Below are 23,320 nucleotides of genomic sequence, written 5' to 3'. Positions count from 1 at the left end.
TTCCATAGCTCCATTATAATCTGGGAAATCACACAATATCAAAGCAAACCATTTACAAGCCGACAGGCTGTTATATGAAATTTTCAAAGAACAATTAAGAAGCTATAAACTTATTATACGAGGAGTGGTTGGAATGATTGAAAATACGATAAAAGAAGTTGAGTTATTTGAGCAAATGAAGCATGGTGAGCCTGTGCTTTTTGTGACGTCGATTGGATATATTATTGGGATTACGGATATTCCGGATGAGATTCCACATAGTGTGGTGAAGTTGAAAGACGTGTATATTAACTGTGTTTCGGCATCAAGGGTGAATCGTTTTTCGAAAGGGTTGACGATTTCTGTGGATCAGATTATTGGCTTCAATGCTTTGACGGCGGAAGAAATGGACCGGATGATTACGAATTGGCAGGTATCCATGGCTCCAACCATCGGCTAATGCTCTCAGCGAAGCGACAAACGCTCATCTCCGTCGTTAAAAGTTCCGTTCCGGTGCTCATGTACAGTCGTACACTCTGCTCCGGTACTCGCTTTTGCCTAGGATCTGAGCATTTCTCGCTCCGCTGAGGTTCGGCGGCACGGTCAAGGGCTTATTGGGAAGTACGATTGGGAAAGAAGATAGACCATGACGCGGAGTCATGGTCTTATTTGGTATTAGAATGTTAGTTTTGCTAGGCGGTCAAAGGCTTCTTCTAAAACCTCCAAGTTTTGCGTCGCGGCTAGGCGGACGTAGTTGTCGCCCGTGTCGCCGAATGCCAAGCCTGGTATCAATAGGACTTGCGTTTCTTTCAAGACATACTCGCAGAACGGGACGGAGGTCATGCCGGAGCCGCTGATGTTGATGAAGGCGTAAATCGTGCCTTTGACAGGGTGAATCGATAAGTATGGTATCTCAGCGACGCGTTTTCCGACGTATTCTAGGCGTTCTTGGAAGGTTTTTGTGACGGCGGGTATGAACTTCTCGGCGTTGTTCATCGCGTGCACAGCGGCTCTCTGGGACGGTGAAGGGGCGGAGAACGTGATGCCTTCATTGATTGCTTTCACGGCTTGGATAATGTACTCGCCCGCAATCATGTAGCCAATTCGCCAACCGGTCATCGCAAAATTTTTCGAAAGGCTGCCTAGCGTGATGGTGTGTTCTGGTGCGAATTTTGCCATCGGGGTGAACTTTTCGTAAAAACTGAAGCCATCGTAGACTTCATCGGATAGGATGTAAAAATCGTGTTTTTGCGCGAGTGTAGCGATTTCTTCAAAAATTTCTTTGGAAAACACCGCGCCTGTTGGGTTATTCGGCGAGTTTAGAATCAGCGCTTTCGTTTTATCGGTGATCGCGGCTTCTAAAATATCTAAATTGATCGCAAAATCGTCTTTTTCGTAGGTTGGAATGAAGACGGGGACGCCGCCTGCAGCCAAAACTTGATCTTTGTAAGGCGTGAAGTAAGGTTCGTGAATGATGACCTCATCGCCGGTATCAATGATGGCTTGGAGCGCAAGATACATGCCGTGGCAAGCGCCGACTGTCGCGCGGATTTCGCTGGTCGGGAATTGTAAATCGTATGTGCGGTTGTAAAATCCTGAAATAGCTTCGAGTAATTCGATGTCACCAGATGCTTCGGTGTATTTGGTTTGACCGTTTTTCACGTCTTGGAAGGATGCCTCGATGATTTCTTGGTCGGTAATCAGGTCCGGATCGCCAATCGAAAAGTCAATCAGGTTCGGCGTTGTTTTCGCGATGGTCGTGATTTGAGATAGGATATTGACGGGCGCTTGTTGATATTTTTTAGCTAATTTCATATTAAAAAACCTCCATATGTAGATAAAAGTGGACAGGACAAAATCTATTCATAAATAAAATAAGCAGGATATTACGAATCCCATTTCTTTGGGTAAGACGAAAATCCTGCTTTAAACAAATTGAGCGAAAGCGTTTGTATTCAGGAGATTTAGTGGAAGCCGGAAGCGGAGCATACTAGTGTATGTGAGAACCGGAAGTCTGCTAAATCTCCTGAATGCGAACGCTTGTCGCCGATTTATCGAGGTTATGTCCCAACCCCTTTTTGTTTATTATAACACTTTTCCGAGGAAACTTTGTGTTCTTTCGTTTTGCGGGTTTGTGAAAATTTGTTCTGGTGTGCCTTGTTCTTGGATGTAACCGCCGTCCATAAAGATGACGCGATCGGCTACTTCTTTTGCAAAGCCCATTTCGTGTGTCACAACGACCATCGTCATGCCTTCTTTAGCCAAACTCTTCATTACTTGAAGTACTTCTCCGACCATTTCTGGATCGAGCGCGGATGTTGGTTCGTCAAAAAGCATCACGTCTGGATTCATCGCCAAGGCGCGCGCGATGGCAACCCGTTGTTTTTGCCCGCCGGATAGGGATGATGGATAGCTGTCCGCCTTGTCCGCCAACCCAACTTTGTTAAGCAATTCTAGGGCGTGTTTTTTCGCTGATTCTGCGGTTTCGCCTTTGACTTTTAGCGGTGCCAAGGTTAGATTGTCGAGCACGGTTTTATGTGGAAACAGGTTGAAGCTTTGAAAAACCATTCCCATTCGTTGACGCAAATCATTGATGTTGACATTTTTGTCGGTGAGGTTAGTGCCTTCGAATTCGATGACGCCGCCAGTTGGTTGTTCGAGTAAGTTTAAGCAACGTAGGAAGGTACTTTTTCCAGATCCTGAGGGGCCGATGACAACGACCACCTCGCCTTGCGCTACTTCTATATCAATGCCTTTTAAAACTTCTAATTTATCGAAATGCTTTTGTAGTTTGGTTACTTTAATCACTTGTTCTCATTCTCCTTTCAGCAACGCCTAGAAGTCTGGATAGACCGAACGTTAGGATGAAGTAAATTACGGCAGCGACTGCGTATGGAAGCACGGCGTTAAAGCTAGCTCCTGCAACGACTCCGGACATAAACATCAACTCGGTAATACCGATAATGGACACGATTGATGATTCTTTAATAACGGTAATAAATTCATTGCCGAGCGCTGGTAAAATATTTTTAATCGCTTGTGGCAAAATGATATAGCGCATGCTCGCGACCTTCGTCATACCAAGGCTACGCGCGGCTTCTTCTTGTCCTTTATCAACGGCCATGATTCCAGCACGGATGATTTCCGCGACATAAGCGGCACTGTTCAGTGATAGGGCGATACAACCGGCAACGATCGCAGGCAAGTTAAGTCCGCCAAATACAGCGGTTGTCCCAAAATAAACAAGGAAAATTTGAACGAGTAATGGTGTTCCACGTACGAATTCAATGTAACAATTTGCTGGCCAACGTAACCATCTTGTTTTGGCAAGTTTCATTAGGGCGAGCAAGGCACCGAGAATGGAACCGAAAAGAACACCGACAGCAGCGATTCCAATCGTATAAAGCGCGCCTTTCACATAATAAGAACCGTATTGCGTGAAGAAATTACCATCTTTGAACATCGCTTTATTGGCTTCTTCTTGGTATTCTTTTAGCAAGTTTTTGTCTTTGATTTCTTGAAGAGAGGCATTAACGCTTTTTTGTAGTGATGTTGTTCCTTTGTTCATCGCAATGGCGGTTTGTTTCGTACCATTGACAAATTGGACATCGGAAATCATCAGGTCATCATATTGTGAAATATACGCATCAGCAACGGGGCCTTCGAGTACAACGGCGTCCAGTTTCTTCTGCTGTAATTCAAGCATTAATGTCGTTACTTTAGATAGCGACTTCACTTTTGCACCTGTTAGTTCATCTTGTGCGAGTGCTTCTTGTGTCGTTTGTTTTTGTGCGCCAACTGTGGCACCAGCGAAATCATTTGTTGTTTTGAATTTGTCTTTATCTGTTTTCCGAATCACGACTTTTTGTTGCACAGTCATGTATGGATCGGAGAAATCGACTTCTTTTAGACGTTCAGGCGTTGGTGACATGCCAGAAATAATCATATCGATTTTATTTGTTTTTAAAGCTGGGAGTAGACTGTCAAAATCCATTTCTTTGATATCTAGCGTAACACCCATGTCTTTGGCGATCTTTTTAGCGATACTAATGTCAAAACCAACAATGGTATCTTTTCCTTTCACTGTTTTGTGGAATTCATACGGTGGATAATCGGCGGATAGACCAACAGTGAGTCGTCCCCTTTCTTTCACATCAGCCAGTGACGTGTCTTTTTCTGCTGCTAAAACGGGAGAAAAGCTAGCAAATACCATCATTAGTATAAAAAATATAGCGGTTAACTTGAGATAAAACTTCCCTTTAATCATGATTACACTCCTTTATAATGTATATCATCTCGGTAGTTTATGCATTTTCATGAATAACTATTGAAGATGAACATAGAATCTATAACTTCTTTCGATAGATATAATAATACATCTTTTTGAGTAATTATGCAATAGTGTTTTTAATAAAAAATATAGAAAGCACGCAGAGGCTGATTTTTCGTTTGGCTGGAATGTTGGTGCCGTGTTATATTGAAGGTAAGGATATTATATCGTGGATAGAAAAATAAATAAAAAGGTGTGATTCAAAATGGAGAAAGAATTTGAGCTTGTTATGCAGGAAGTTGAATTTCCGAATGATTCTAGAGGGGTATTTGATGGAACGCTATTGTGCTTGGAATTTTTCGTGGCTAAGAATAAAGCGGCTTATGATGCGGAAAGTGGGGAGCCGATGTTGCGCAGGGAGGATCGGCGTCTTGTGAATGGCTTGATTCAGGGCGAGTTTAAGGTGTTTGAGCAGCGAATGGAAGAGGAGCAGGATATCAGGCCGCTACATCATTTGGATGCGCTTTTTCAGGCGCTCGAAGTTGGACTCGGCGCGTTGTTTTCACCGGAGCAGGAGATTGAGTTTGCGAATGTGGGAATCGATGGCTTTATTCAGGTGTATAATGATCCAGATGTTCAGGCGAAACATGCGGACGCGATTTTGGCGAAGATGTTGGGAAGTTTGGACGGGGAAATGGATGAGGAATATTAAGCGGGAATAGAAATTGAAAAAAACGCCAATCTAACCAGTTTTTAGCTGAGTGGATTGGCGTTTTAGCTAGAATTCTTCTTTAATCAGACGAACAATGAAAAAAGAAAGTAGGAAGAAGGCAGGAGGCAGAATTTCATTTTCTTGATATTCAATGGTTACAGCACTGCCGGACAAGGATTTATCAATGGCGATATGACAGATGTCTGTGTGATCAAGTAATATTTTGATAGTTCCTTTTGCTTCAGGCTGGATAATATCGATACGATGATCTTGCTTCAGTCCGCGAATATGGAGGCTATGGTCACTGCTGGTTATTTCTTTGAGTGAGATATCAAAACTTGGCTGGATATTATGGTACACAACGGAGGAACCGTCTTCCCCAAGCCAGCCAATTTCGATAGTCAGTGTTGCGAGCTCTTTCTTTGTTTCGTCGTTGGAATAGCTGTATAAAGGATGATTATTTTGAAAAGAGATACGTGATGAAATTTTTTCGATGGTCCCGACGTGCTCATCGTTTTCGTTTTTAACTTCGATAGGATTGCTTTTTCTTAGGACGAGTGGTTTTTGGAAGTGAAAGCTTGGCATAATATTATTCATCTCCTGACGTAGTATCCAATTTTTAAGTAAACGTTTTTTTACAGTCTTATAGCAATCTATTCCCTTTATTTACTGGTGAAAACATAAAAAAGCTCGTCTCTGATAGCCAGAACGAGCTTTTGATATTATCCTAATAGGAAACGTAGTACGTAATAGACAGCTGCTGCAAGTGCGGCGGAGATTGGCAACGTGATGATCCAAGTGATAATCATGCGTTGTGCTGTATCCCATTTAACGCCTTTCACACGATGGGCTGTTCCAACACCAAGGATGGAGGAGCTGATAACGTGTGTTGTACTTACTGGCAAGTGAATGAAAGTCGCACCGAAGATGATGAATACGGAACTTAAATCTGCTGCTACACCACTTACTGGTTTGATTTTCATGATCTTACCGCCAACTGTTTTGATGATTTTCCAACCACCGATCGATGTACCAACGGCCATCGCGATCGCACAGGATACTTGTACCCACAGTTGAACGTCATCGGTATGTTGGAACCCGTTCGCGATCAATGCAAGTGTGATGATACCCATTGATTTCTGAGCGTCATTTGTACCGTGTGTGTAAGATTGGAGCGCTGCTGTTCCGACTTGAATGTAGCGGAAACGGCGATTTGTTGATGTTAAGTTTAGATTTTTCAGGAAAACTTTGAACAGGCTATAAAGTAGGAAACCAACGCCAAACGCGAGGAATGGGGACACGATAAGGCCGATAATAATTGTTAAAAAGCCTTTATATTCGAGTGCGCCGAATCCTGCTGCGGCAATGGCACCACCAGCGATAGAACCGATCAAAGCGTGGGAGGAACTACTTGGGATACCGAAGTACCACGTAACTAAGTTCCAGGTAATTGCGGAAATTAGCGCTGCGAGAATAACAAGGTCGCCATGCGGTAAGGAGAATGGATCGACAATGTCTTTTGTAATTGTCTTGGCAACCCCTGTGAAGGAAATCGCGCCGACAAAGTTCATCACTGCGGCTAGTATAATTGCATGTTTTGGTTTTAATGCTTTCGTTGAGACACTGGTTGCAATCGCGTTGGCTGTGTCATGAAATCCGTTGATAAGGTCAAACGCTAGCGCTGCAATAACAATGACAACCGTTATTAATAACATACCTTCCATTTAGCCGGCCCCTTACGCGTTTTTCATAACAATTGATTCAAGCGTATTGGCTACACTTTGACAACTGTCTGCGATTTCTTCAAAATTCTCATACACTTCTTTCATCCGAATTAAGCGGATTGGGTTTTCTTCGTTTTGGAATAGTTGAATCAGAGACTCGCGGTAGACTTCATCACAAATCGATTCGTAGTTCTTTATTTTAATAGCTAATGTGCGTACGTCTTTTAATTTTTTGTCGAAAACGAGATCTACTGCTTTTTCAATTTCCACAGTACTTGCTTCAATCGCGTCGATGAATTTCTGCATGTAGTCGTCAAATCGTTTGATATGACAGATTTCAAATGTGAAGGCAATTTGCTCAAAGCCGTCCATTACGTCATCTAATCGGTTTGTTAGCTCTAACATGTCTTCGCGCTCGATTGGCGTGATGAAGGCATCATTTAGTTCTAAAATCATTTTGTGAACCAGTGAGTCACCGTGTGTTTCATATTCCTTCATCTTCTCCGAAAAAGTATGTAAGTCTTCCCCAGTTTCGATGTTGTAAGAAGCGAAATAGTTGGCGCCCTCACGTAGGTTTACTGCCATATCATGTAATAATGAAGCAAAACGGTCCTTTTTGTTTTTAAAAGCCATTTTTTTAATTCCCCCGATCTTTTTTGTGTGATTTTTCCCAGTATAATAGGGCCCACTTTTTCGTTGATGTTTAGTGAGCGGATGTTTACAAAAAATATACGTAAAAAAATCATAACAAGGATAGAAATTTACTACACATTAATACTAACATAGGATGGCGGCAATAGGTATCTTTTTTTTGAGGGGAAATAGGCAAAAACTAGTTGAAATCGGTTACAATTGCTATGTGACGGGTTTTTGAGATGAACTGGTAATTGTATTTTTTTTAGTAGAAAGGGACGATTATTGTTTATGCTGGGAAAGACGGTGTAAGGAAGCATTATTTGGAAAGGGAAAAAGTTTGTTTTTTCACGTAGTATGATGGTGGGGGTTGCATTTTAATGGATAAGGGAGACGGATTTCTGTATACTGATTTTAAGTATTAATGAAAGAAAATGCGGCAAGTATCGGTTAAACTACAAAAGCAGGAGGTTTTATCAATGGTCAATTCCTTTCAAGCACGTTATCGTTTAAATAATGGTGTGATGATTCCTTATCTTGGTATGGGTGTTTTTCAGGTGACAGATCAGCAACATGTGGCTGGCGCGGTTGAGAAGGCGCTCGAATTCGGCTATCGGTCGTTTGATACGGGTGCGGTTTATAACAACGAAAAGCTGGTCGGGCAAGCGATTGGTCACAGTGACGTGCCGCGAGATGAGTTATTTATTAGTTCGAAAATCTGGAATGGGGATCAGGGCTATGATAAGGTTTTGACTGCATTTGAGCATACATTGGCAAATTTGGGCGTGGATTATTTGGATATGTATTTGATTCATTGGCCGCTGACGGGAATGTATCCGGAAACTTGGCGCGCGATGGAGCGATTATATGATGAAAAAATGGTGCGCGCGATTGGGGTGGCGAATTTTAAGGAGCATCATTTGGCGAGTTTGGCTGTGAAGGCGAATGTGAAGCCGGCGATTGATCAGGTGGAGACGCATCCGTTATTGCCTCAAAATGAGTTGCGGTCGTATTTGGCGGAGCACGGTATTGCGCATGGTGCTTGGTCGCCGCTTGCAAAAGGTGCGTTGTTTCAAAATCCGGTGATTGGTGAAATTGCGGCGAAACATGGCGTTCATGTGGATCAGGTGATTTTAAGGTGGCATATGGAACGGGGAACGATTACGATGACGCGGTCGATCAGTGCAAAACGGACACTTGAGAATACGCAATTGTTTGATTTTTCGTTGGATGCGAGTGATAGAAAGCGGATTGGTCAGTTAGAGAGCGGGAAACGTGTGGGGCCAGATCCGGATGATGTGGAGTTCATGATAGCGAGCATGGAGAAGGAACGGGCGATGTTTTCATAATATCCTTGTAAGGAGGCTTAGATGGATAATTATACGGAGCAGTTAATTTTATATATGAAAGAACATGCGAATTCTAAGGAGAAGCAGGTGATGGAGCAGTATATGCGAAACCAGTTTGTTTTTCTTGGATTGCGAAGCCCTAAGCGACGTTTGATTTATCGGGATTTTGTGGCGGAATACGGGAAGCCACAAGATGTGATGGTCGTTGCAAAAGAGCTTTATGCGCAGGCGGAGCGGGAATTTTACTATATGGCCATTGATATTTTGGCGAAAAATGTGAAGAAGCAGCCAGTCGAGGTTGTGGACTTTTATGAGCAGTTGATTAGGACGGAGCCTTGGTGGGATACGGTGGATTTATTGGCGAGTACGCTCGTTGGTGGGCATTTTGCGATGTATCCGGAATTGATTGAGAAGTATAATGCGAAGTGGATTAAAGGGGACGATATTTGGCTGGCGCGCACGGCGATCTTGTTTCAGCTGAAATATAAGGAAAAAACGGACGTGGCGCTGTTATTTGCGAATTGTGAGAAATGGCTGGACTCGGATGAGTTTTTCATTCAAAAGGCGATTGGCTGGGCGTTGCGTCAATATGCAAAATTTGATGCGGAGGCAGTGCTTGAATTTGTGGAGTCGCACGCGTTGGCACCACTGAGTCGGAGAGAGGCGCTGAAGCATTTTTAGGAGGAGAGCGGATTGTTGCATCATGTGGAGATGAATGTTTCGAATTTGAAAGAGGCGCGGTTGTTCTGGGATGATTTGTTGGGGCGACTGGGTTATACGCTTTATTCGGAGTGGGAGAAGGGCGTTAGTTGGATGTACGGGGAGACGTATTTGGTGTTTGTTCAGACGGAGGAACGCTTTTTGGAGGCTGGGTATCATCGCGGGCATACGGGACTGAATCATCTGGCGTTTCATGTGGCAACGCGGGCCGACGTGGATGCTTGGACAGAGCGTTTTCGCGCGCAGGGGATTCCGATTCTGTATGAAGACCGCCATCCGTTTGCTGGAGGACCGAATTATTATGCCGTTTTCGCGGAAGGACCAGATCGAATAAAGGTAGAATTAGTCGCGAAAAAATAAAAATATCCCGAAACCCATTTTTGCCGGATTTCGGGATATTTTTATGCTTCTGGTGTTTCTTTGTGTTTCTCTTTTTTGAAAACTTCGATGTAGGAAATGTGGTGAGGTTCGGCTTCTTTTACGCGGAAAATGTAGCCGTTGTTTTCAATTTCGTCACCAATTTCGACTTCGTAGTTATGTGTTAGGAACCAGCCGCCGATGGTATCCACTTCTTCTTCTTCGATGTCTGTGCCAAGCATGTTGTTGACTTGATCAATCAGAACTTTTGCGTCAATGATGAAGTGGCCGTCCTTGATTTTACGGATTTCTGGGATTTCGTCCGCATCGAATTCGTCGCGAATGTCACCAACGATTTCTTCGACGATATCCTCAACCGTTACAAGTCCAGATGTTCCGCCGTATTCGTCAAGCAGAATCGCAATATGGGAACGTTCGCGCTGCATCCGGATAAGTAATTCTTTAATTGGAATCGTTTCAATAACGCGGATGATTGGTTTTACGTAAGGATCGATGCTAAACAATGGATCGGAGCCATTTTCGACGTATGCGGAAAGGATTTCTTTCAAGTTCAGTACGCCGATAATATGGTCTTTGTCGCCTTCGATAACTGGATAGCGAGTGTAGCGTTCGTATTTCATAATATCGGATAGGTCGGCAATCGTGCCACCTGTATCTACGGTAACGATTTCTGTACGCGGAATCATGACTTCTTTTGCCATTCGTTCGTCAAAATCAAAAATCTTATTTACGTAGCTGAATTCGGATTGATTAATTTCACCGCTTTTGTAACTTTCGCCGACGATGATGCGCAATTCTTCTTCTGTATGCGCAATTTCGTGGTCGTTCGCTGTTTCTAAACCGAATAGTTTCGCGATGACAACCGCAGATTCGTTTAAAAGCCAGATGAACGGGAACATCACTTTGTAGAAAATATGCAATGGGCGTGCAACGGCAAGCGCGACAGCCTCCGTTTTGTCAATAGCAAGCGTTTTTGGCACGAGCTCACCAACGACAACGTGCAAGAACGTGATGAGGACGAACGCGATGGTAAAGGAAAGAACGGATGTCACCGAGCTTGGCAGTTCAAACATCACAAAAAGTGGATGAAGGGCTGCTTCGACGGTCGATTCTCCTAGCCAACCAAGTCCAAGAGAACTGATCGTGATACCTAACTGACAGGCAGAAAGATAGGCGTTCATGTGCGCGTAGATATGTTTTGCTAAGGTCGCGCGTTTGTTACCTTCTGAAATTAGTTGGTCCAAACGGCTCGGACGCATTTTCACGATGGCGAACTCGGTCGCGACGAAAAATGCGGAAATTGCAATTAGTAAAGCGATAATTAAAAATTTAGTGGTTAGTATCAATGAATGGCCACCCCTGATAAAGCACCAGAAATGGCGAACACCTCCTATGGGTTCTAAAGTTTTTTATGCTGTGTTTGTGTCTGTTCCGGAAGGTTTATCCATTCGGTAAGGAAACACGAGACAGCAACGATTTATATTTATTGTTTCTTTTTATACGGTTTCTTAGTTTGTCTGCCCCACTGTGTTTTTCCCTCCTAACCATTTTGCGTAGAATATACTTAATCTAAATTATAAGTCAAACGGGGGAATAAGACAAGCGAATAAGATAATGTGTTTAATCTAAATTTTTACATTTTAATCGCTATCAAAATAAGGCTCGATGTGGACGAGTGTATAGGCGTTTGGGTAGGTTTCGCGGATCACGGTTTCGATTTGCTCTGTGATGGCGTGGCTTTCGGCGACGCTCAGTTCAGCTTTCACAGAGATGGTAGCGTCAATCCAGATACGGTTGCCATTCATGCGAGCCTTAATATCTAAAACTTCATGGACTTGCGGGACGGCTGCGATGATAGTATGAATATCCTCGATTTTACCAATATCAAAGCCATCGGTGAGCGTGTGTGCAGCGTCGTAGAAAATTTTCCAGGCGGTGTAGATGATGAGCACGCCGACAAGAAATGCGGTGACGTTATCAAGCCAGGAAATGCCGATGATTGCACCGGTAATCCCGATGAAGGTTCCAAAACTGACGTAAGCATCGGAGCGGTTATCGTAGGCCGCGGCTTTGACGGCTAAACTATCGACTTTTTTCGCGAGGTTATTATTGATTAAGTAGACGATATACATGACAACGCCAGAAAATAGGGCGACGACTGCGGTAAGCGCGGATGGGGTCGCGAATTCTTGGTGGATAAAGGCCAGAAACGCTTGCCAAATAACTTGGAGACCGACGAGAAACATGATGAAGGAGGCGAGTAAGGAACTGATGGTTTCGGTGCGCCGATGACCGTACAGGTGATCTTCGTCTGGCGGGATGCGGGAAATTTTAAGGCCGACAAGTAGGGCCACAGAAGCGATAATATCGGTCGTGTTATTTAAACCATCGGCTTGCAGCGCGTCGGAATGCCCCACCACACCAACGACGATTTTTAGCGTAGCTAGGAAAATGTAGACGATGATACTGAGCCATGCGCCTCGTTCGCCTCTTTTTAGGTCTTCGTAATTTTCCATCTGACTTCACCTCGTTTCCCTCATTATATGTTAGATAATAAAAATCCCACTAGCGAGGCGTATCGAAATACGATTGGCTAGAGAGATCAGAAAAGTTATAAGAGTGCTTTTTCTAAACCTTTAACGGATGTGGCAATATTGTCGCAAACTTCTTGGTAATACGCCCATTTCACAGGTTCATCGGGACTTTGTTCAGGGTCTTTGATGTCCCAATACACGATTTTGTCGCGCAACTCGTCTGGAAATCCAGGGGCGAGTTCAGAGGCGGAGTCGTAAATCGTGACGATTAGGTCAGCCTCGTTTAACAATTTTTGACTAGGAGTTACGGGCATTGTTGCTGGTGGTTCCATGGCGTATTCCAAAAGTGCATCGGCGACAAATGGTGATGTCTGTGTGTGACACCAAGAGCCGCTAATAAATTGGGCGTTATTGATGGCGAGTTTTGAGGCCCAGGCTTCTGCCATGGAACTGCGAATGTGTCTTTGTGATAAGAAATAAATGAGTTTTTTCTTCATGCTCCAAATCCTTTCTTGCTCTTTAGACTGAAAAAATGCGATTTTTGCGTTATTTTTCAATTAGGTCTAAATGGAAGCAGGTCATAACGCCTTTCGCGTGTCGACAAACGCTCATTTTCGTCGTTAAAAGTTCCGTTCCAGTGCTCACGTACCCCAGTACGCTCCGCACTGGTACTCGCTTTTGCCTAAAAACTAAGCATTTGTCGACACGCTGAGGTTTTGCGAAAAATCACGTAAGTAGTTTTTCTGCAGTTTAAGTGCCTTCTATGAAAGACGTGATAATATATACGATTCATTCGTTTGGCCTTTCCCGTTAACACTAGGTAAATACCCCATATGAAAAGACAAAAACCTGATTTCGAAAATAAAATTAAAAAAGCGTAAATATTGTTACGAAATTGTGTATTATTACAAAGCTATTACAAAAATCGGTCTAAAGTTGGTGGCGCAAATCAGGCTTTTGCCGTAAAATGGATGTATACAGCTGAGTTTAACTTACCAAACTAAATGTAGAAAGCTAGGAGATATGCGTGAATAATGAGAACAAATCTATCTTGACCTATTTAAAAAGCTTCTTTCTCTTTCTAAAGAAGTGGTTGGGGATCGGTTGGAGTAAATTCCGCCGTTTTTGGAAGAATAAGCATATCGGGAAATTTTTAACACTTATCGGCTTGACGTGTGTACTGATTTTTATCGTATCACTGGTCATCGTAGCCAAAACAGCCGATATCGATGCTTTAAAAAAGGGACTTGAAACGACGACAGTCATTTATGATAAGGATAACGACAAGGCGGGCGAACTTTCCGCTTCGGATGCTACGTTTGTGAGCATTAAGGATATTTCTCCGAATCTGCAAAATGCTGTTATTTCGATTGAAGATAAACGTTTTTACGAACATGGTGGTTTCGATATGAAAGGGATTTTCCGATCTATTTGGGGACTCGCTTCGACAGGAAACATCACGGGTGGTGGTAGTACAATCACCCAACAGGTAGCAAAGAATGCGCTCTTGACGCAGGATCAGACTTTTACGCGGAAGGCGAAAGAGTTATTTATGGCGCGCGAAATTGAGAAGACGTATACGAAGGATGAAATTTTGGAGATGTATTTGAATACGTCCTACTTTGGGAATAATGAGTGGGGTGTGGAGAATGCGGCGAAGAAATATTTCGGAACGAGTGCTTCTGACTTAACGATTCCGCAAGCTGCGACGATTGCTGGTCTGTTGCAAGCTCCGTCTGCCTATGATCCGTATACGCACGCAGATAAAGCAGTAAATAGACGTAATATCGTGCTTGGTGCGATGTACACAAATGGCAAGATTACGAAGGAACAAATGAAGGAATATCAGGCGACGAAGCTTGTGTTGACGGATAAATCGAATGATCCGGATAACTATCACTATCCTTGGTATACCGATGCTGTCATCAATGAGGCTTTGAAAGAAACGGATCTGACGCAAGATGATATTATGAAGCAAGGCTATCAAATTTATACCGAACTTGATCAGAATTACCAAGCAGCACTAGAGAGCACATTTGAAAATGATAGCTTGTTCCCGTCCAATGCGGCGGATGGTACGCTTGTGCAAGGTGGCGCTGTATTGATGGACCCTGCGAGTGGCGGTGTTCGCGCGCTTGTCGGCGGTCGTGGCAAGCACGTTTTCCGTGGATTTAACCGCGCGACGCAAATGAAAGCTCAACCAGGTTCTACGATGAAACCACTTGCGACCTATGTTCCAGCGCTTGAAGAAGGTTGGAAAGTAGACGATATGTTGCAGGATAAAAAGACAACGTACGGCAAATATACGCCGACCAATGTTGGTGGAGTTTATCGCGGTGAAGTGCCGATGTACACAGCTGTAGCGAAATCAATTAATGCACCAGCAGTCTGGCTATTGGATAAGATTGGCTTACAAAAAGGTGTCGATTCCGTGAAGCGTTTTGGCATTCAATTGACGAAGGAAGATGAGTACCTAGGTTTAACGCTGGGTGGCTTGAATAAAGGTGTTTCACCAGTAGAGCTAGCAACGGCTTATGCGACATTTGCAAACGATGGCGCGAAACCAGAATCCCATCTCATCCGCAAAATTGTCGATCCGACCGGAAAAGTAGTGTATGAGAATGAAGCGTCGACGAAACAGATTATATCTAAGAAAGTTTCAACGGATATGACGTCCATGCTGATTGACGTGATTAATAATGGTGGTACCGGTGAAAATGCAGGCGTTTCTGGTTACGAAATGGCTGGTAAAACTGGTTCAACACAAGTACCGTTCACAACAGACGGCACGAAAGATCAGTGGTTCGTTGGTTATACACCAGAATTGGTCGGCTCAGTCTGGATTGGTTTTGATAAAACAGACGAAGCGCACTATTTGAAAACGACGAGTTCTGACGGTGTGGCATCGCTTGCGCATTACGTGATGAAGAGCGGGTTGAAGTATCAAAAACCGGTGGACTTTGGAACGAAGAGCGCATCTGCTAAGACAGAAGAGAAGAATCAGGAGAATGCAGTAACCGAGCAAGCTGGCGACTTCTGGGGTTCTATTAAGGACTCTGCGAAAGGTGCAGGCGAAACCATCAAAAAAGGCGCTGATAAGGCGAAAGAAATTGGTGGACAGATTGCGGATGGATTCCATAATATTCTCGACTCGTTTGGAAATTAAATAATTACAAAGACTCAAGGCGGATTGTTGCTTTGGGTCTTTTTTGTTGGTAGGATATAAGGAAGTACATAGTTTTGAAAGGGGATTTTTTGATGGTGAGAATGGAGCGAGATACGATTGGTGAGATTGCGGTTGCGGAGGATAAGTTCTGGGGCGCGCAAACGGAGCGGAGTCGGTTGAATTTTAAAATTGGCGAGGAGAGAATGCCGGATGAGGTCGTGAAGGCTTTTGCGCGGTTGAAGAAGGCGGCGGCTTGGAGTAATGCGGATCTTGGGAAGCTGGGCGCGGAGAAGGCGCAGGCGATTGCGACGGTGTGTGATCGAATCGTAGCTGGGGATCTGGATGCGCATTTTCCGCTTGTGGTTTGGCAGACGGGGAGTGGGACGCAGTCGAATATGAATGTGAATGAGGTCGTGGCGCATGTTGCGGGGGAGGCAGTGCATCCGAATGATGACGTGAATATGTCGCAGAGTTCGAATGATACGTTTCCGACGGCGATGCACATTGCTGCGTATACGGCGGTTGTGGAGCAGTTGATGCCGGAACTTGAGGCGATGCGACGAGTGTTGACGGAGAAAAAAGAGAAATATTGGCGGATGGTCAAAATTGGACGGACGCATTTGCAGGACGCGACGCCGCTGACGCTGGGCCAGGAGATAAGCGGTTGGGAGAGCATGATTGCGCACGCGGAAACGTTTATTTCGCAAAGTAGTGATCATTTGCTGGAGCTTGCGATTGGTGGCACAGCGGTTGGTACTGGGCTGAATGCGACGGCGGATTTTGGTGATCGGGTCGCGAAACATTTGGCGGCTGATACGGGATATCCGTTCCGCTCGGCGTCGAATAAATTCTATGCGTTGACGAGTCATAGTGAAATTAGCTTTGTGCATGGTGCGGTGCGGGCGCTGGCTGCTGACTTGATGAAAATTGCGAACGATGTGCGGTTTTTGGCGAGTGGGCCGCGTAGTGGGATTGGTGAGTTGACGATTCCAGCGAATGAGCCAGGTAGTTCGATTATGCCTGGAAAAGTGAATCCGACGCAATGTGAGGCGCTCACAATGGTTGCGGCGCAAGTGATGGGCAATGATACGACGATAAATGTGGCGGCGAGTCAAGGGAATTTTGAGTTGAATGTGTATAAGCCTGTCATTATTTACAATTTCTTGCAGTCGGTGCGTTTGCTTGCGGATGGGATGCGGTCGTTTAGGGTGCATTGTTTGGAGGGCTTGGAGGCGAACGAAGCGGTGATGCAGGAGTTGGTGGATCGGTCGCTGATGCTTGTGACGGCGCTAAATCCGCATATTGGTTATGAGAAAGCGGCGAAAATTGCGAAGAGCGCGTTTGCGGAGGATTTGTCGTTAAAAGAGGCGGCGATTCAGTCAGGTTTTGTGACAGCAGAACAGTTTGATTTGTGGATTGATCCGCTGAAAATGACGAATTTAGAGGCATAATCATACTTTAGGCTGAACTTTGGGCGAAACCATTGTATCGCTGGCTAAAATGCCGTAAGATGATAGCACTACATGGAAATTAGAGGGTGATGCTATTTTGAGTGGCTGGATGACGATTTTATTTATGGTGATTGTTGGGGCATTTATCGGTGCTGCGACGAACTTTATTGCGATTCGGATGCTTTTTAGACCGTTCGAGGCAAAATATATTGGTAAGTGGCGGATTCCATTTACGCCGGGTGTGATTCCGAAACGACGCGAGGAATTGGCTGTGAAAATTGGTGAAGTTGTCGCGGAACATTTGTTGACGAATGAGGCGGTGCAGGCGAAGCTTTCGGAGGAAGAACTGCGAGCGGAGTTGATTGTGACGGCAAACGAGCTGGTTCAGGAGAAGTTGGCGATTGAGACGACACCGAGGGAACTGTTGGCGCAGTGGGATATGACGGCCATTGGGGACACAGCGCATGACAAAATCGCGACGGTTTTAAAAGGACAGTTGGACCAGTTTTTTGTGAAGCGCAATGAGCTGGCTGTGAAAAATGTGTTACCGGATGTGGTGCACGAAGAGTTGGCTCGAAAAATTCCGGCGATTTCGACGCAAACATTGGCGAAAATCGGATTGTTTACGGCGAGTGATGCTGGGAAACTTCAGATTAAGGCGATGATTGAGCGGATTTTGGCGGAACGCGGGAAAGTCGGCGGTATGGTCGGGCTTTTCTTGAATAATGATACGTTCGTGACCCGGATGCAAAAAGAGGTCGTGAAATTTATCGGGAAGCCGGAGACGGAGGCTGTTTTGGAGGCATTGATTGTATCGGAATGGCAGCAGTTTTCGGAGCGTGCTTTGGTGGACGTGATGCCGATTGAGAAGCAGGAGCAGTTTTCCGAGCAGTTGATTGCGGAGATTATGCGCACGGTGCAGTTGGAAAAGTGGATGGATACGCCGGTTCAGGACTGGATTCGTCCGTATGAGCAGGATATTTTGGATAAAGTCGTGCCATTTTTGGTGGATGCGGTGTTGCAGTTTGCGAGTGAGCATAGCGCAGAGGTCATGCAGCGTTTGGAAATTGGGAAGATGGTGCAACATCAGATTGAAGCTTTTTCATTGCGGGAAATGGAGCAGATTGTGCTTGATATTTCTGGAAAAGAGCTGAAAATGATTACGTATTTGGGCGGTTTTTTAGGAGGATTTATCGGGATACTTCAAGGGATTATTGCTATTTGGTTTTAACTTTTGCCCTTGTCCGTGAAATTTGATATAGTGGGGAAGGAAGAAAATTTCGTATATATGGAGGAACATAAAATGACTATCAATATTTATGACATTGCGAACGAATTAGAACGTGGTATTCGTGAAACAGAACAATTTACGAACTTGAAACAAGCGTATGCGGATGTGAATGCTGATGCTGAGGCAAAAGTGAAATTCGACCGTTTCCGCGAAGTACAAGTAACGATTCAAGAGAAACAAATGAGTGGTCAAGAAATCGATGATGAAACGATTGACTTAGCGCAAGAAGTGGCAGAAGAAGTGCAAAGCAACGCGGCAATCACGAACTTGATGGAAAAAGAGCAAGCGATGAGCCTGATTATCAATGACTTAAACCGCATCATCATGACCCCGTTGCAAGAATTATATGATGTAAAAGAGAAGTAAGAATGAGGGAAACGCCGTACAAAAGCTGCGAATGAGTGGCTTTTGTGCGGCGTTTCTTTTTATTTCTGCAGGATTTCAGCGGCTTTTAGGGCAGCTGGTGTTGCATTTTTGTCTGTGAGTAAATCCATTGGAACCCATTGATAGGCACGCGTTTTCGTAGGTTCGGATTGGAAGATGAGCGGAACGGCTTTCTCCGCTGAAAAATCAACGCTCATGTAGAAAAGTGCGGTAATATGTTGCAAAATTCGTTTATCGAGAAAAGGATAGCCAACAAGGAAATCGTAGACGCCAAGATTAGCTGTGATATCAGGTTTTCCGCCAATTTCCGCTACATTTCTTTTGAGGCAATCCATCAGAGTTTCGTCGTCGTTTAGTTTGCCCCCAGGTAAATCCCATTTCTGCTTATACGGATCGTTTTCGCATTGTATCATGAGAAGTTTGCCGTTATCTTCTGCGACGCCATATACGCCAAAACTTCGGTGCCAGTTGCCCATTGTTCTTACCTCCTGTGATGTTGTTACGTTTAGGATAGCATGTTTTCTTTCTAAATGGGAGCCTTTTGGGAAAATTTTATCAAAGTTTGGGAGGGAATTCATTGTGTGATAAGGGATTTCAGGGTATAATAGAACGTATATTCGTAATTTGGGAGGGCTACAATGAAAGAGATACGATTTGTACATATGGCGGATTTACATTTGGATAGCCCGTTTTTAGGCTTGAAGCAATTGCCGGATGCGGTTTTTAGACAGTTAAAGGATAGCACGTTTGTGTCGTTTGCGAAGGCTGTGGATGTGGCGATGGAAGAAATAGTTGATTTTGTAATTATTGCAGGGGATATATATGATGAAGAAGATCAGAGTATTAAGGCGCAGGCGCGATTTTATCGGGAGATGGAGCGTCTGAAGCGAAGTGGGATTCCGGTTTATATGATTCACGGTAATCATGATTATGTGGCGAAATATCAGGATCGGTTGCAATTGCCTGATAATGTGACGGTTTTTGATACGGAATTGGAATGCCATACGTTTCTCAGTGCACAGGGATACAAGGTGAATTTGTATGGATTTAGTTATGGGGAACGGCATATTCGAGAGGCTGTTTATACGAGATATAAGCGTGAAGGGGAAGCGGATTTTCATATTGGCTTGTTGCATGGTTCGGAGAAGACGGGAAATCCAGTGCAGGATGTGTATGCGCCATTTCGAGTGAGTGATATGAAGCAGATGGATTATTGGGCATTGGGACATATTCATATGCGTCAGGTTTTGGCGGAGGATCCGATGATTTATTTCCCGGGAAATATTCAAGGAAGACATCGCAAGGAAACGGGTGAGAAAGGTGTGACGCTTGTTTCGTTGTGTGAAACGGGAGCGGAATTGACGTTTGTTGATACGGCGCCAATTATTTGGGAGGAGAAAACGCTTGAGATTCAGACGGAAATGGATTTTTCGGGGCTTTTTCAGTTGTTGATGCAGGCGGTGAAAGAGGCTACGAGACTGAATAAGGCTGTGTTATTGTCGCTGGTTGTGAAGTCGGAAGTTGCGCTTAGTAGTGATGTGAAGCAGCGAATGGATAGTGGTGAATGGCTGGATATGTTGCAGGAGCTTTGGATGGACGAGCCTAATTTTGTTTGGGTGATGCGGGTGACATATGAGGTGGCGAAACTGGACACGGATTGGTTAGCTACATCGGGGCTTTTGGATGAGTGGGAGCTGGCGAAAGCGGATTTGAAACAAGAGAGTGCGTTTTATCAGGCAACAGAGAGTTTAGTTGCAAATGGGGCGACGAATCGTTTTTTGGAGGATTTAGGGGAGACGGATCGAGAAAGACTTGTGGAAGAATCGGCAAGTTTGCTTGAAAATATGTTGGAACAGTTAAAGGGTGACATCAAATGAAGATTAGTGCGTTGGAAATTGTCGGATATGGTAAATGGGAAGGTAAGAAGATAGAAGGATTACAGGATTTTCAATTGTTTTTCGGAGCGAATGAAGCTGGAAAGTCGACGATTATGGCTTTTATTCATAGTATTTTATTTGGTTTTCCGACGAAACAGCAGAGTTTGCCGCGGATGGAGCCAAAGAGTAAGGGGGCCTATGGCGGGAAACTGGTGTTGGAGGATACGATATTTGGTCGGGTGACGGTGGAGCGATTGCGCGGGAAGGCCACGGGCGATGTTACGGTTTATTTTGAGGATGGAACGACCGGGACAGAGGCTTATTTGGAGCAGATGCTTGGCGGGATGGATCGGGCGCGTTACCAGTCTATTTTTTCGTTTGATATTCATGGGTTGCAGAATGTGCAGAATTTGAAGGAAGTGGATTTCGAGAGGTATTTATTGGCAACTGGGACGATTGGTTCGGATGTGCTGATTCGGGCGGAGGAGCGGTTGCAGAAGCGTTTGGATGAACTTTTTAAACCGAGTGGGAAAAACCCGAAGTTGAATCAGCAGTTGTTGAAGGTGAAGCAGGCGTTTGCGACGTATCAGGATGGGAAGCGGAATAATCAGCAGTATTTGCGTATTGTGGAGGAATTGGAAGAGGCGCAGGCTGGTGTTTCGCAGGTATTTACGGAGCGGCAGGCGCTGCGGATGGAGATGGAGCAGGAGGAAGCGCTGCTCAAGATTTGGCCGGTTTATGAGGAGTGGCAGTTTTTACGGAAGCAGATGGAGCAGTTGGGTGATTTGGATTTTCCGGCGAATGGAATTGTGCGATTGGAGCATTTAGAGTCGCGGGAAAAGGAGTTGAACGCGCAGCTTATTCAGTGGCAAGAGCGATTGGTGCAACTTGTGGAGCAGCAGCGGACGAGTGATTTGTGGAGTGATTCGGATGCGGAGAAAGTGGATGGTTTGCTTGAGACGTGGCCGCTTTTTCAGGAGTGGCAGAGGCGTGCTGGTGAGTTAGAGCAGGATATTCGTTATTTGGACCAGAAGGAGTCGCAACAGTTTGCTTCGTTGGATGCGGTGAAAGTGATTCCAGAGGACGAGGATATTTTGGCGATGCGACTGGATGTTTCGGTGGAACATGATTTGGCGATGCTGCAGCAGGAGTCTGAGCAGAATCGGGTTCAGGTTGCGGAATTGGAACAGCAACAGGCGTGGAAGAAGCGTGAGTTGGAGCAGCTTCAAAAGCAATGTGAGGATTTGGAGCGGGATCTGTGGTCTTCGGCGAAATTTCAACAGGTTCAGCAACAAGTGGAGCGTCGTGAAACGAGGAAGCGAACGGTTTATCCTATTCCAGTAATTGGTTTTGCTTTATTGTTTTTAGTGAGCTTGATTTTAGCTGGTGTTTTGCAGTGGGTTATTTTGTATGGTGTTGCGGCGTTATTTCTTGTTGGGATGGGCTTTGCTTTGCTTGGATTTGCTCGGAAACAGGGAGGGAAATCTTCTTATGATCCGGCGGAATATGGTGCTTTTATGGAGCAGAAGCAGGCTAGAGCGGCACTTAAGAAATGCTATGACGGGATGGATCATTTGGCGTTACAGGTGGAGCAGAATGAGCGGCGTTTGAGGGAATGGCAGGCTGTGGATGCGGATTTGGATGCTAAATGGCAGACGTATCGGGAGCTGTTTTTCTTACCTAGTGATTTTTCTGGGAAGCGTTTGGAGAGTATTCTGTTTGTGTGGCGCGAGATTAGGCAGGGGATTGAGAATAAGAGGAAGATTTCAGAAGATGCGCAGTTGCTTCATGGGAAAATGGCGGAATGGAAGGCGAAATTGGAGGAGTTGGTACAGCAGTTGGATCTGGAATCGTTGCCTGTGAATGAGCAAGTGATGCTTTTGAAAACAAAGCGGAAGGCTCGGAAAACGTTTGTCGCGGAGATTGCGAAGTCGCAGGAGAAAGAGGAGCAATTGCGGAATCAGATTGCCATTTTGGAGCGGGAGAAGGCTTCGATTGCGTTTGATAAGTCGGAATTGTTGAAAGCGGCGAATGTGAAGAATGAGGAATTTTTCCGTCAGAAGGGGTTGCAGGTGGAGCAGCAGTGGAAATGGCAGGAGCGGGCTGTGTTGCTTCGGGCGCAGATTACAGATTCGCATTTGGAGAGCTTAGCGGGGATTCAGCAGGAGAGTGAGATTAGTGCGCAGGTTTTGGAGCGTAAGGATCGGTTGCGTGTGCTGGACACGGATTTGGATCGTTATCGGAAGGTGATTGCGGAGAAGGAATTGGCACGGGAGACGCTTGAGGATGGGCAAAGTTTTTCGAATCGGATGCAGCATTTCTATTCGGAGCAGGAGTCTTTTCAGGATTTGGCGAAGGAATGGATGCGTGTGAAGTTGGCGAAGGAAATGGTTGGTCAGATTATGCGTAAGTTACAGGAGGAGAAGCTACCAAAAGTGTTGACGCGTGCGACGCATTTCTTTGATGTGCTTTCGATGGGGAGCTATAAGTTGGTTAGGTTCTCGGAGAATAGGTTGCAGGTGGAACGGTATGATGGGATGCGCTTTTTCCCTGAGGAGTTGAGCCAGGCGACGAAGGAACAGTTGTATTTGGCGATTCGGTTTGCGGTGATTCAGATGCTGCATGGGGAATTGCGATTGCCGATTATTATTGATGATAGTTTTGTGAATTTTGATGAGGAACGTTTGGAAGAAATTATGGTATTATTGCAGGAGATACGGCGGGAAAATCAGGTGATATTTTTTACGTGTCATAAGCAGCTTAGCAAATATTTTTCCAAGGAAGAGCAACACATGCTATACTAAAGGGGTAAAGTAGAGGCGAAAATGGAATCGGAGAAAGTAGGCGATCTG

21 protein-coding genes are annotated in these 23,320 nt (G+C 44.8%); 11 read left to right on the top strand and 10 right to left on the bottom strand.

The window, feature by feature from the left end; all coding sequences use genetic code 11:
* Positions 1-148 precede the first annotated feature (148 nt).
* Entirely contained in the window at positions 149-439 is a 291-nt protein-coding gene (locus DUK53_RS15870; RefSeq protein ID WP_052164827.1) for a hypothetical protein, read from the top strand.
* Positions 440-654: 215 nt separating this feature from the next.
* On the opposite strand, the gene DUK53_RS15865 is transcribed toward DUK53_RS15870, so the two are convergent.
* The 3 genes from DUK53_RS15865 to DUK53_RS15855 form a co-directional block, all read right to left on the bottom strand.
* On the bottom strand, positions 655-1,794 hold the full coding sequence (locus tag DUK53_RS15865) for a pyridoxal phosphate-dependent aminotransferase (RefSeq protein ID WP_036130487.1): 1,140 nt from the start codon (positions 1,792-1,794) through the stop codon (positions 655-657).
* Positions 1,795-2,064: 270 nt separating this feature from the next.
* Positions 2,065-2,787: an amino acid ABC transporter ATP-binding protein gene (locus DUK53_RS15860; RefSeq protein WP_036130490.1), complete on the bottom strand. Its 723-nt coding sequence runs from the start codon at positions 2,785-2,787 to the stop codon at positions 2,065-2,067.
* The gene (locus DUK53_RS15855; RefSeq protein WP_036092307.1) at positions 2,780-4,246 is read right to left on the bottom strand and encodes an ABC transporter substrate-binding protein/permease; all 1,467 of its coding nucleotides are present in this window, start codon (positions 4,244-4,246) and stop codon (positions 2,780-2,782) included. Before DUK53_RS15855 ends, DUK53_RS15860 begins: the two co-directional genes overlap by 8 nt.
* A 268-nt stretch (positions 4,247-4,514) precedes the next feature.
* On the opposite strand from DUK53_RS15855, the gene DUK53_RS15850 reads away from it, so the two are divergent.
* The gene (locus DUK53_RS15850) at positions 4,515-4,961 is read left to right on the top strand and encodes a hypothetical protein (RefSeq protein ID WP_036092308.1); all 447 of its coding nucleotides are present in this window, start codon (positions 4,515-4,517) and stop codon (positions 4,959-4,961) included.
* Positions 4,962-5,027: 66 nt separating this feature from the next.
* Here DUK53_RS15850 and DUK53_RS15845 read toward each other — a convergent pair whose 3' ends face one another.
* From DUK53_RS15845 to DUK53_RS15835, 3 genes are all read right to left on the bottom strand, one after another.
* Positions 5,028-5,546 (bottom strand): hypothetical protein, encoded by a 519-nt coding sequence (locus tag DUK53_RS15845; protein WP_036130492.1) that lies wholly within the window; start codon positions 5,544-5,546, stop codon positions 5,028-5,030.
* A gap of 137 nt (positions 5,547-5,683) precedes the next feature.
* Positions 5,684-6,685, bottom strand: a complete 1,002-nt coding sequence (locus DUK53_RS15840; RefSeq protein WP_036092311.1) for an inorganic phosphate transporter — start codon at positions 6,683-6,685, stop codon at positions 5,684-5,686.
* A 12-nt stretch (positions 6,686-6,697) separates the two neighbouring features.
* Positions 6,698-7,318 (bottom strand): DUF47 domain-containing protein, encoded by a 621-nt coding sequence (locus DUK53_RS15835; RefSeq protein WP_036079902.1) that lies wholly within the window; start codon positions 7,316-7,318, stop codon positions 6,698-6,700.
* A gap of 479 nt (positions 7,319-7,797) precedes the next feature.
* Here DUK53_RS15835 and DUK53_RS15830 point away from each other — a divergent pair, with 479 nt between their 5' ends.
* Genes DUK53_RS15830 through DUK53_RS15820 form a run of 3 tightly spaced genes read left to right on the top strand, consistent with a single transcriptional unit; the run spans position 7,798 to position 9,747 of the window.
* Positions 7,798-8,667, top strand: a complete 870-nt coding sequence (locus DUK53_RS15830) for an aldo/keto reductase (RefSeq protein WP_036092312.1) — start codon at positions 7,798-7,800, stop codon at positions 8,665-8,667.
* Between the two features lie 54 nt (positions 8,668-8,721).
* Positions 8,722-9,348 carry a DNA alkylation repair protein gene (locus tag DUK53_RS15825; protein WP_052164828.1) on the top strand — a complete coding sequence of 209 codons (627 nt, stop codon included), beginning with the start codon at positions 8,722-8,724 and terminating at the stop codon, positions 9,346-9,348.
* Between the two features lie 12 nt (positions 9,349-9,360).
* On the top strand, positions 9,361-9,747 hold the full coding sequence (locus DUK53_RS15820) for a VOC family protein (RefSeq protein WP_036130499.1): 387 nt from the start codon (positions 9,361-9,363) through the stop codon (positions 9,745-9,747).
* Positions 9,748-9,788: 41 nt separating this feature from the next.
* Here the strand turns inward: DUK53_RS15820 and DUK53_RS15815 are convergent, their stop codons facing one another.
* The 3 genes from DUK53_RS15815 to DUK53_RS15805 form a co-directional block, all read right to left on the bottom strand.
* The gene (locus tag DUK53_RS15815) at positions 9,789-11,111 is read right to left on the bottom strand and encodes a hemolysin family protein (protein WP_036092317.1); all 1,323 of its coding nucleotides are present in this window, start codon (positions 11,109-11,111) and stop codon (positions 9,789-9,791) included.
* A 294-nt stretch (positions 11,112-11,405) separates the two neighbouring features.
* Positions 11,406-12,281 (bottom strand): cation diffusion facilitator family transporter, encoded by an 876-nt coding sequence (locus tag DUK53_RS15810; protein WP_036092320.1) that lies wholly within the window; start codon positions 12,279-12,281, stop codon positions 11,406-11,408.
* A gap of 95 nt (positions 12,282-12,376) precedes the next feature.
* A complete protein-coding gene (locus tag DUK53_RS15805; protein WP_036092322.1) occupies positions 12,377-12,796 on the bottom strand; it encodes an arsenate reductase in 420 nt (139 codons plus the stop codon).
* A 530-nt stretch (positions 12,797-13,326) separates the two neighbouring features.
* On the opposite strand from DUK53_RS15805, the gene DUK53_RS15800 reads away from it, so the two are divergent.
* The 4 genes from DUK53_RS15800 to DUK53_RS15785 all read left to right on the top strand — a co-directional run bounded on the left by DUK53_RS15800 (position 13,327) and on the right by DUK53_RS15785 (position 18,573).
* Complete coding sequence (locus DUK53_RS15800; protein WP_036130502.1) at positions 13,327-15,465, top strand: transglycosylase domain-containing protein; 2,139 nt, start codon at positions 13,327-13,329, stop codon at positions 15,463-15,465.
* 92 nt (positions 15,466-15,557) lie between these two features.
* Positions 15,558-16,916 carry a class II fumarate hydratase gene (gene fumC / locus DUK53_RS15795; RefSeq protein ID WP_036092421.1) on the top strand — a complete coding sequence of 453 codons (1,359 nt, stop codon included), beginning with the start codon at positions 15,558-15,560 and terminating at the stop codon, positions 16,914-16,916.
* Between the two features lie 97 nt (positions 16,917-17,013).
* Positions 17,014-18,147 carry a DUF445 domain-containing protein gene (locus tag DUK53_RS15790; protein ID WP_052164824.1) on the top strand — a complete coding sequence of 378 codons (1,134 nt, stop codon included), beginning with the start codon at positions 17,014-17,016 and terminating at the stop codon, positions 18,145-18,147.
* A 72-nt stretch (positions 18,148-18,219) separates the two neighbouring features.
* Positions 18,220-18,573: a YlbF/YmcA family competence regulator gene (locus tag DUK53_RS15785; RefSeq protein WP_036079920.1), complete on the top strand. Its 354-nt coding sequence runs from the start codon at positions 18,220-18,222 to the stop codon at positions 18,571-18,573.
* A gap of 59 nt (positions 18,574-18,632) precedes the next feature.
* On the opposite strand, the gene DUK53_RS15780 is transcribed toward DUK53_RS15785, so the two are convergent.
* Positions 18,633-19,067 carry an NUDIX domain-containing protein gene (locus DUK53_RS15780; protein ID WP_052164825.1) on the bottom strand — a complete coding sequence of 145 codons (435 nt, stop codon included), beginning with the start codon at positions 19,065-19,067 and terminating at the stop codon, positions 18,633-18,635.
* A gap of 162 nt (positions 19,068-19,229) precedes the next feature.
* Here DUK53_RS15780 and DUK53_RS15775 point away from each other — a divergent pair, with 162 nt between their 5' ends.
* Together DUK53_RS15775 and DUK53_RS15770 are read left to right on the top strand one after the other, a co-directional pair.
* Entirely contained in the window at positions 19,230-20,468 is a 1,239-nt protein-coding gene (locus tag DUK53_RS15775; protein WP_036092328.1) for a metallophosphoesterase family protein, read from the top strand.
* Complete coding sequence (locus DUK53_RS15770; protein ID WP_036092332.1) at positions 20,465-23,272, top strand: ATP-binding protein; 2,808 nt, start codon at positions 20,465-20,467, stop codon at positions 23,270-23,272. The genes DUK53_RS15775 and DUK53_RS15770 overlap by 4 nt, the downstream gene beginning before the upstream one ends.
* Positions 23,273-23,320: the final 48 nt, after the last annotated feature.

The sequence above is a fragment of the Listeria sp. SHR_NRA_18 genome, from assembly GCF_003856515.1.
Lineage (GTDB): Bacteria > Bacillota > Bacilli > Lactobacillales > Listeriaceae > Listeria_A > Listeria_A newyorkensis.
Note: the sequence above shows the minus strand (reverse complement) of the source record. Positions and strands in the feature narration are given on the sequence as shown.

Excerpts from the sequence above, each read along its gene's own strand:
- DUK53_RS15865 (WP_036130487.1), bottom strand. The coding sequence starts at position 1,794 with ATGAAATTAGCTAAAAAATATCAACAAGCGCCCGTCAATATCCTATCT.
- DUK53_RS15855 (WP_036092307.1), bottom strand. The coding sequence starts at position 4,246 with ATGATTAAAGGGAAGTTTTATCTCAAGTTAACCGCTATATTTTTTATA.
- DUK53_RS15850 (WP_036092308.1), top strand. The coding sequence starts at position 4,515 with ATGGAGAAAGAATTTGAGCTTGTTATGCAGGAAGTTGAATTTCCGAAT.
- DUK53_RS15845 (WP_036130492.1), bottom strand. The coding sequence starts at position 5,546 with ATGCCAAGCTTTCACTTCCAAAAACCACTCGTCCTAAGAAAAAGCAAT.
- DUK53_RS15840 (WP_036092311.1), bottom strand. The coding sequence starts at position 6,685 with ATGGAAGGTATGTTATTAATAACGGTTGTCATTGTTATTGCAGCGCTA.
- DUK53_RS15835 (WP_036079902.1), bottom strand. The coding sequence starts at position 7,318 with ATGGCTTTTAAAAACAAAAAGGACCGTTTTGCTTCATTATTACATGAT.
- DUK53_RS15830 (WP_036092312.1), top strand. The coding sequence starts at position 7,798 with ATGGTCAATTCCTTTCAAGCACGTTATCGTTTAAATAATGGTGTGATG.
- DUK53_RS15825 (WP_052164828.1), top strand. The coding sequence starts at position 8,722 with ATGAAAGAACATGCGAATTCTAAGGAGAAGCAGGTGATGGAGCAGTAT.
- DUK53_RS15810 (WP_036092320.1), bottom strand. The coding sequence starts at position 12,281 with ATGGAAAATTACGAAGACCTAAAAAGAGGCGAACGAGGCGCATGGCTC.
- DUK53_RS15805 (WP_036092322.1), bottom strand. The coding sequence starts at position 12,796 with ATGAAGAAAAAACTCATTTATTTCTTATCACAAAGACACATTCGCAGT.
- fumC (WP_036092421.1), top strand. The coding sequence starts at position 15,558 with ATGGTGAGAATGGAGCGAGATACGATTGGTGAGATTGCGGTTGCGGAG.
- DUK53_RS15785 (WP_036079920.1), top strand. The coding sequence starts at position 18,220 with ATGACTATCAATATTTATGACATTGCGAACGAATTAGAACGTGGTATT.
- DUK53_RS15780 (WP_052164825.1), bottom strand. The coding sequence starts at position 19,067 with ATGGGCAACTGGCACCGAAGTTTTGGCGTATATGGCGTCGCAGAAGAT.
- DUK53_RS15775 (WP_036092328.1), top strand. The coding sequence starts at position 19,230 with ATGAAAGAGATACGATTTGTACATATGGCGGATTTACATTTGGATAGC.
- DUK53_RS15770 (WP_036092332.1), top strand. The coding sequence starts at position 20,465 with ATGAAGATTAGTGCGTTGGAAATTGTCGGATATGGTAAATGGGAAGGT.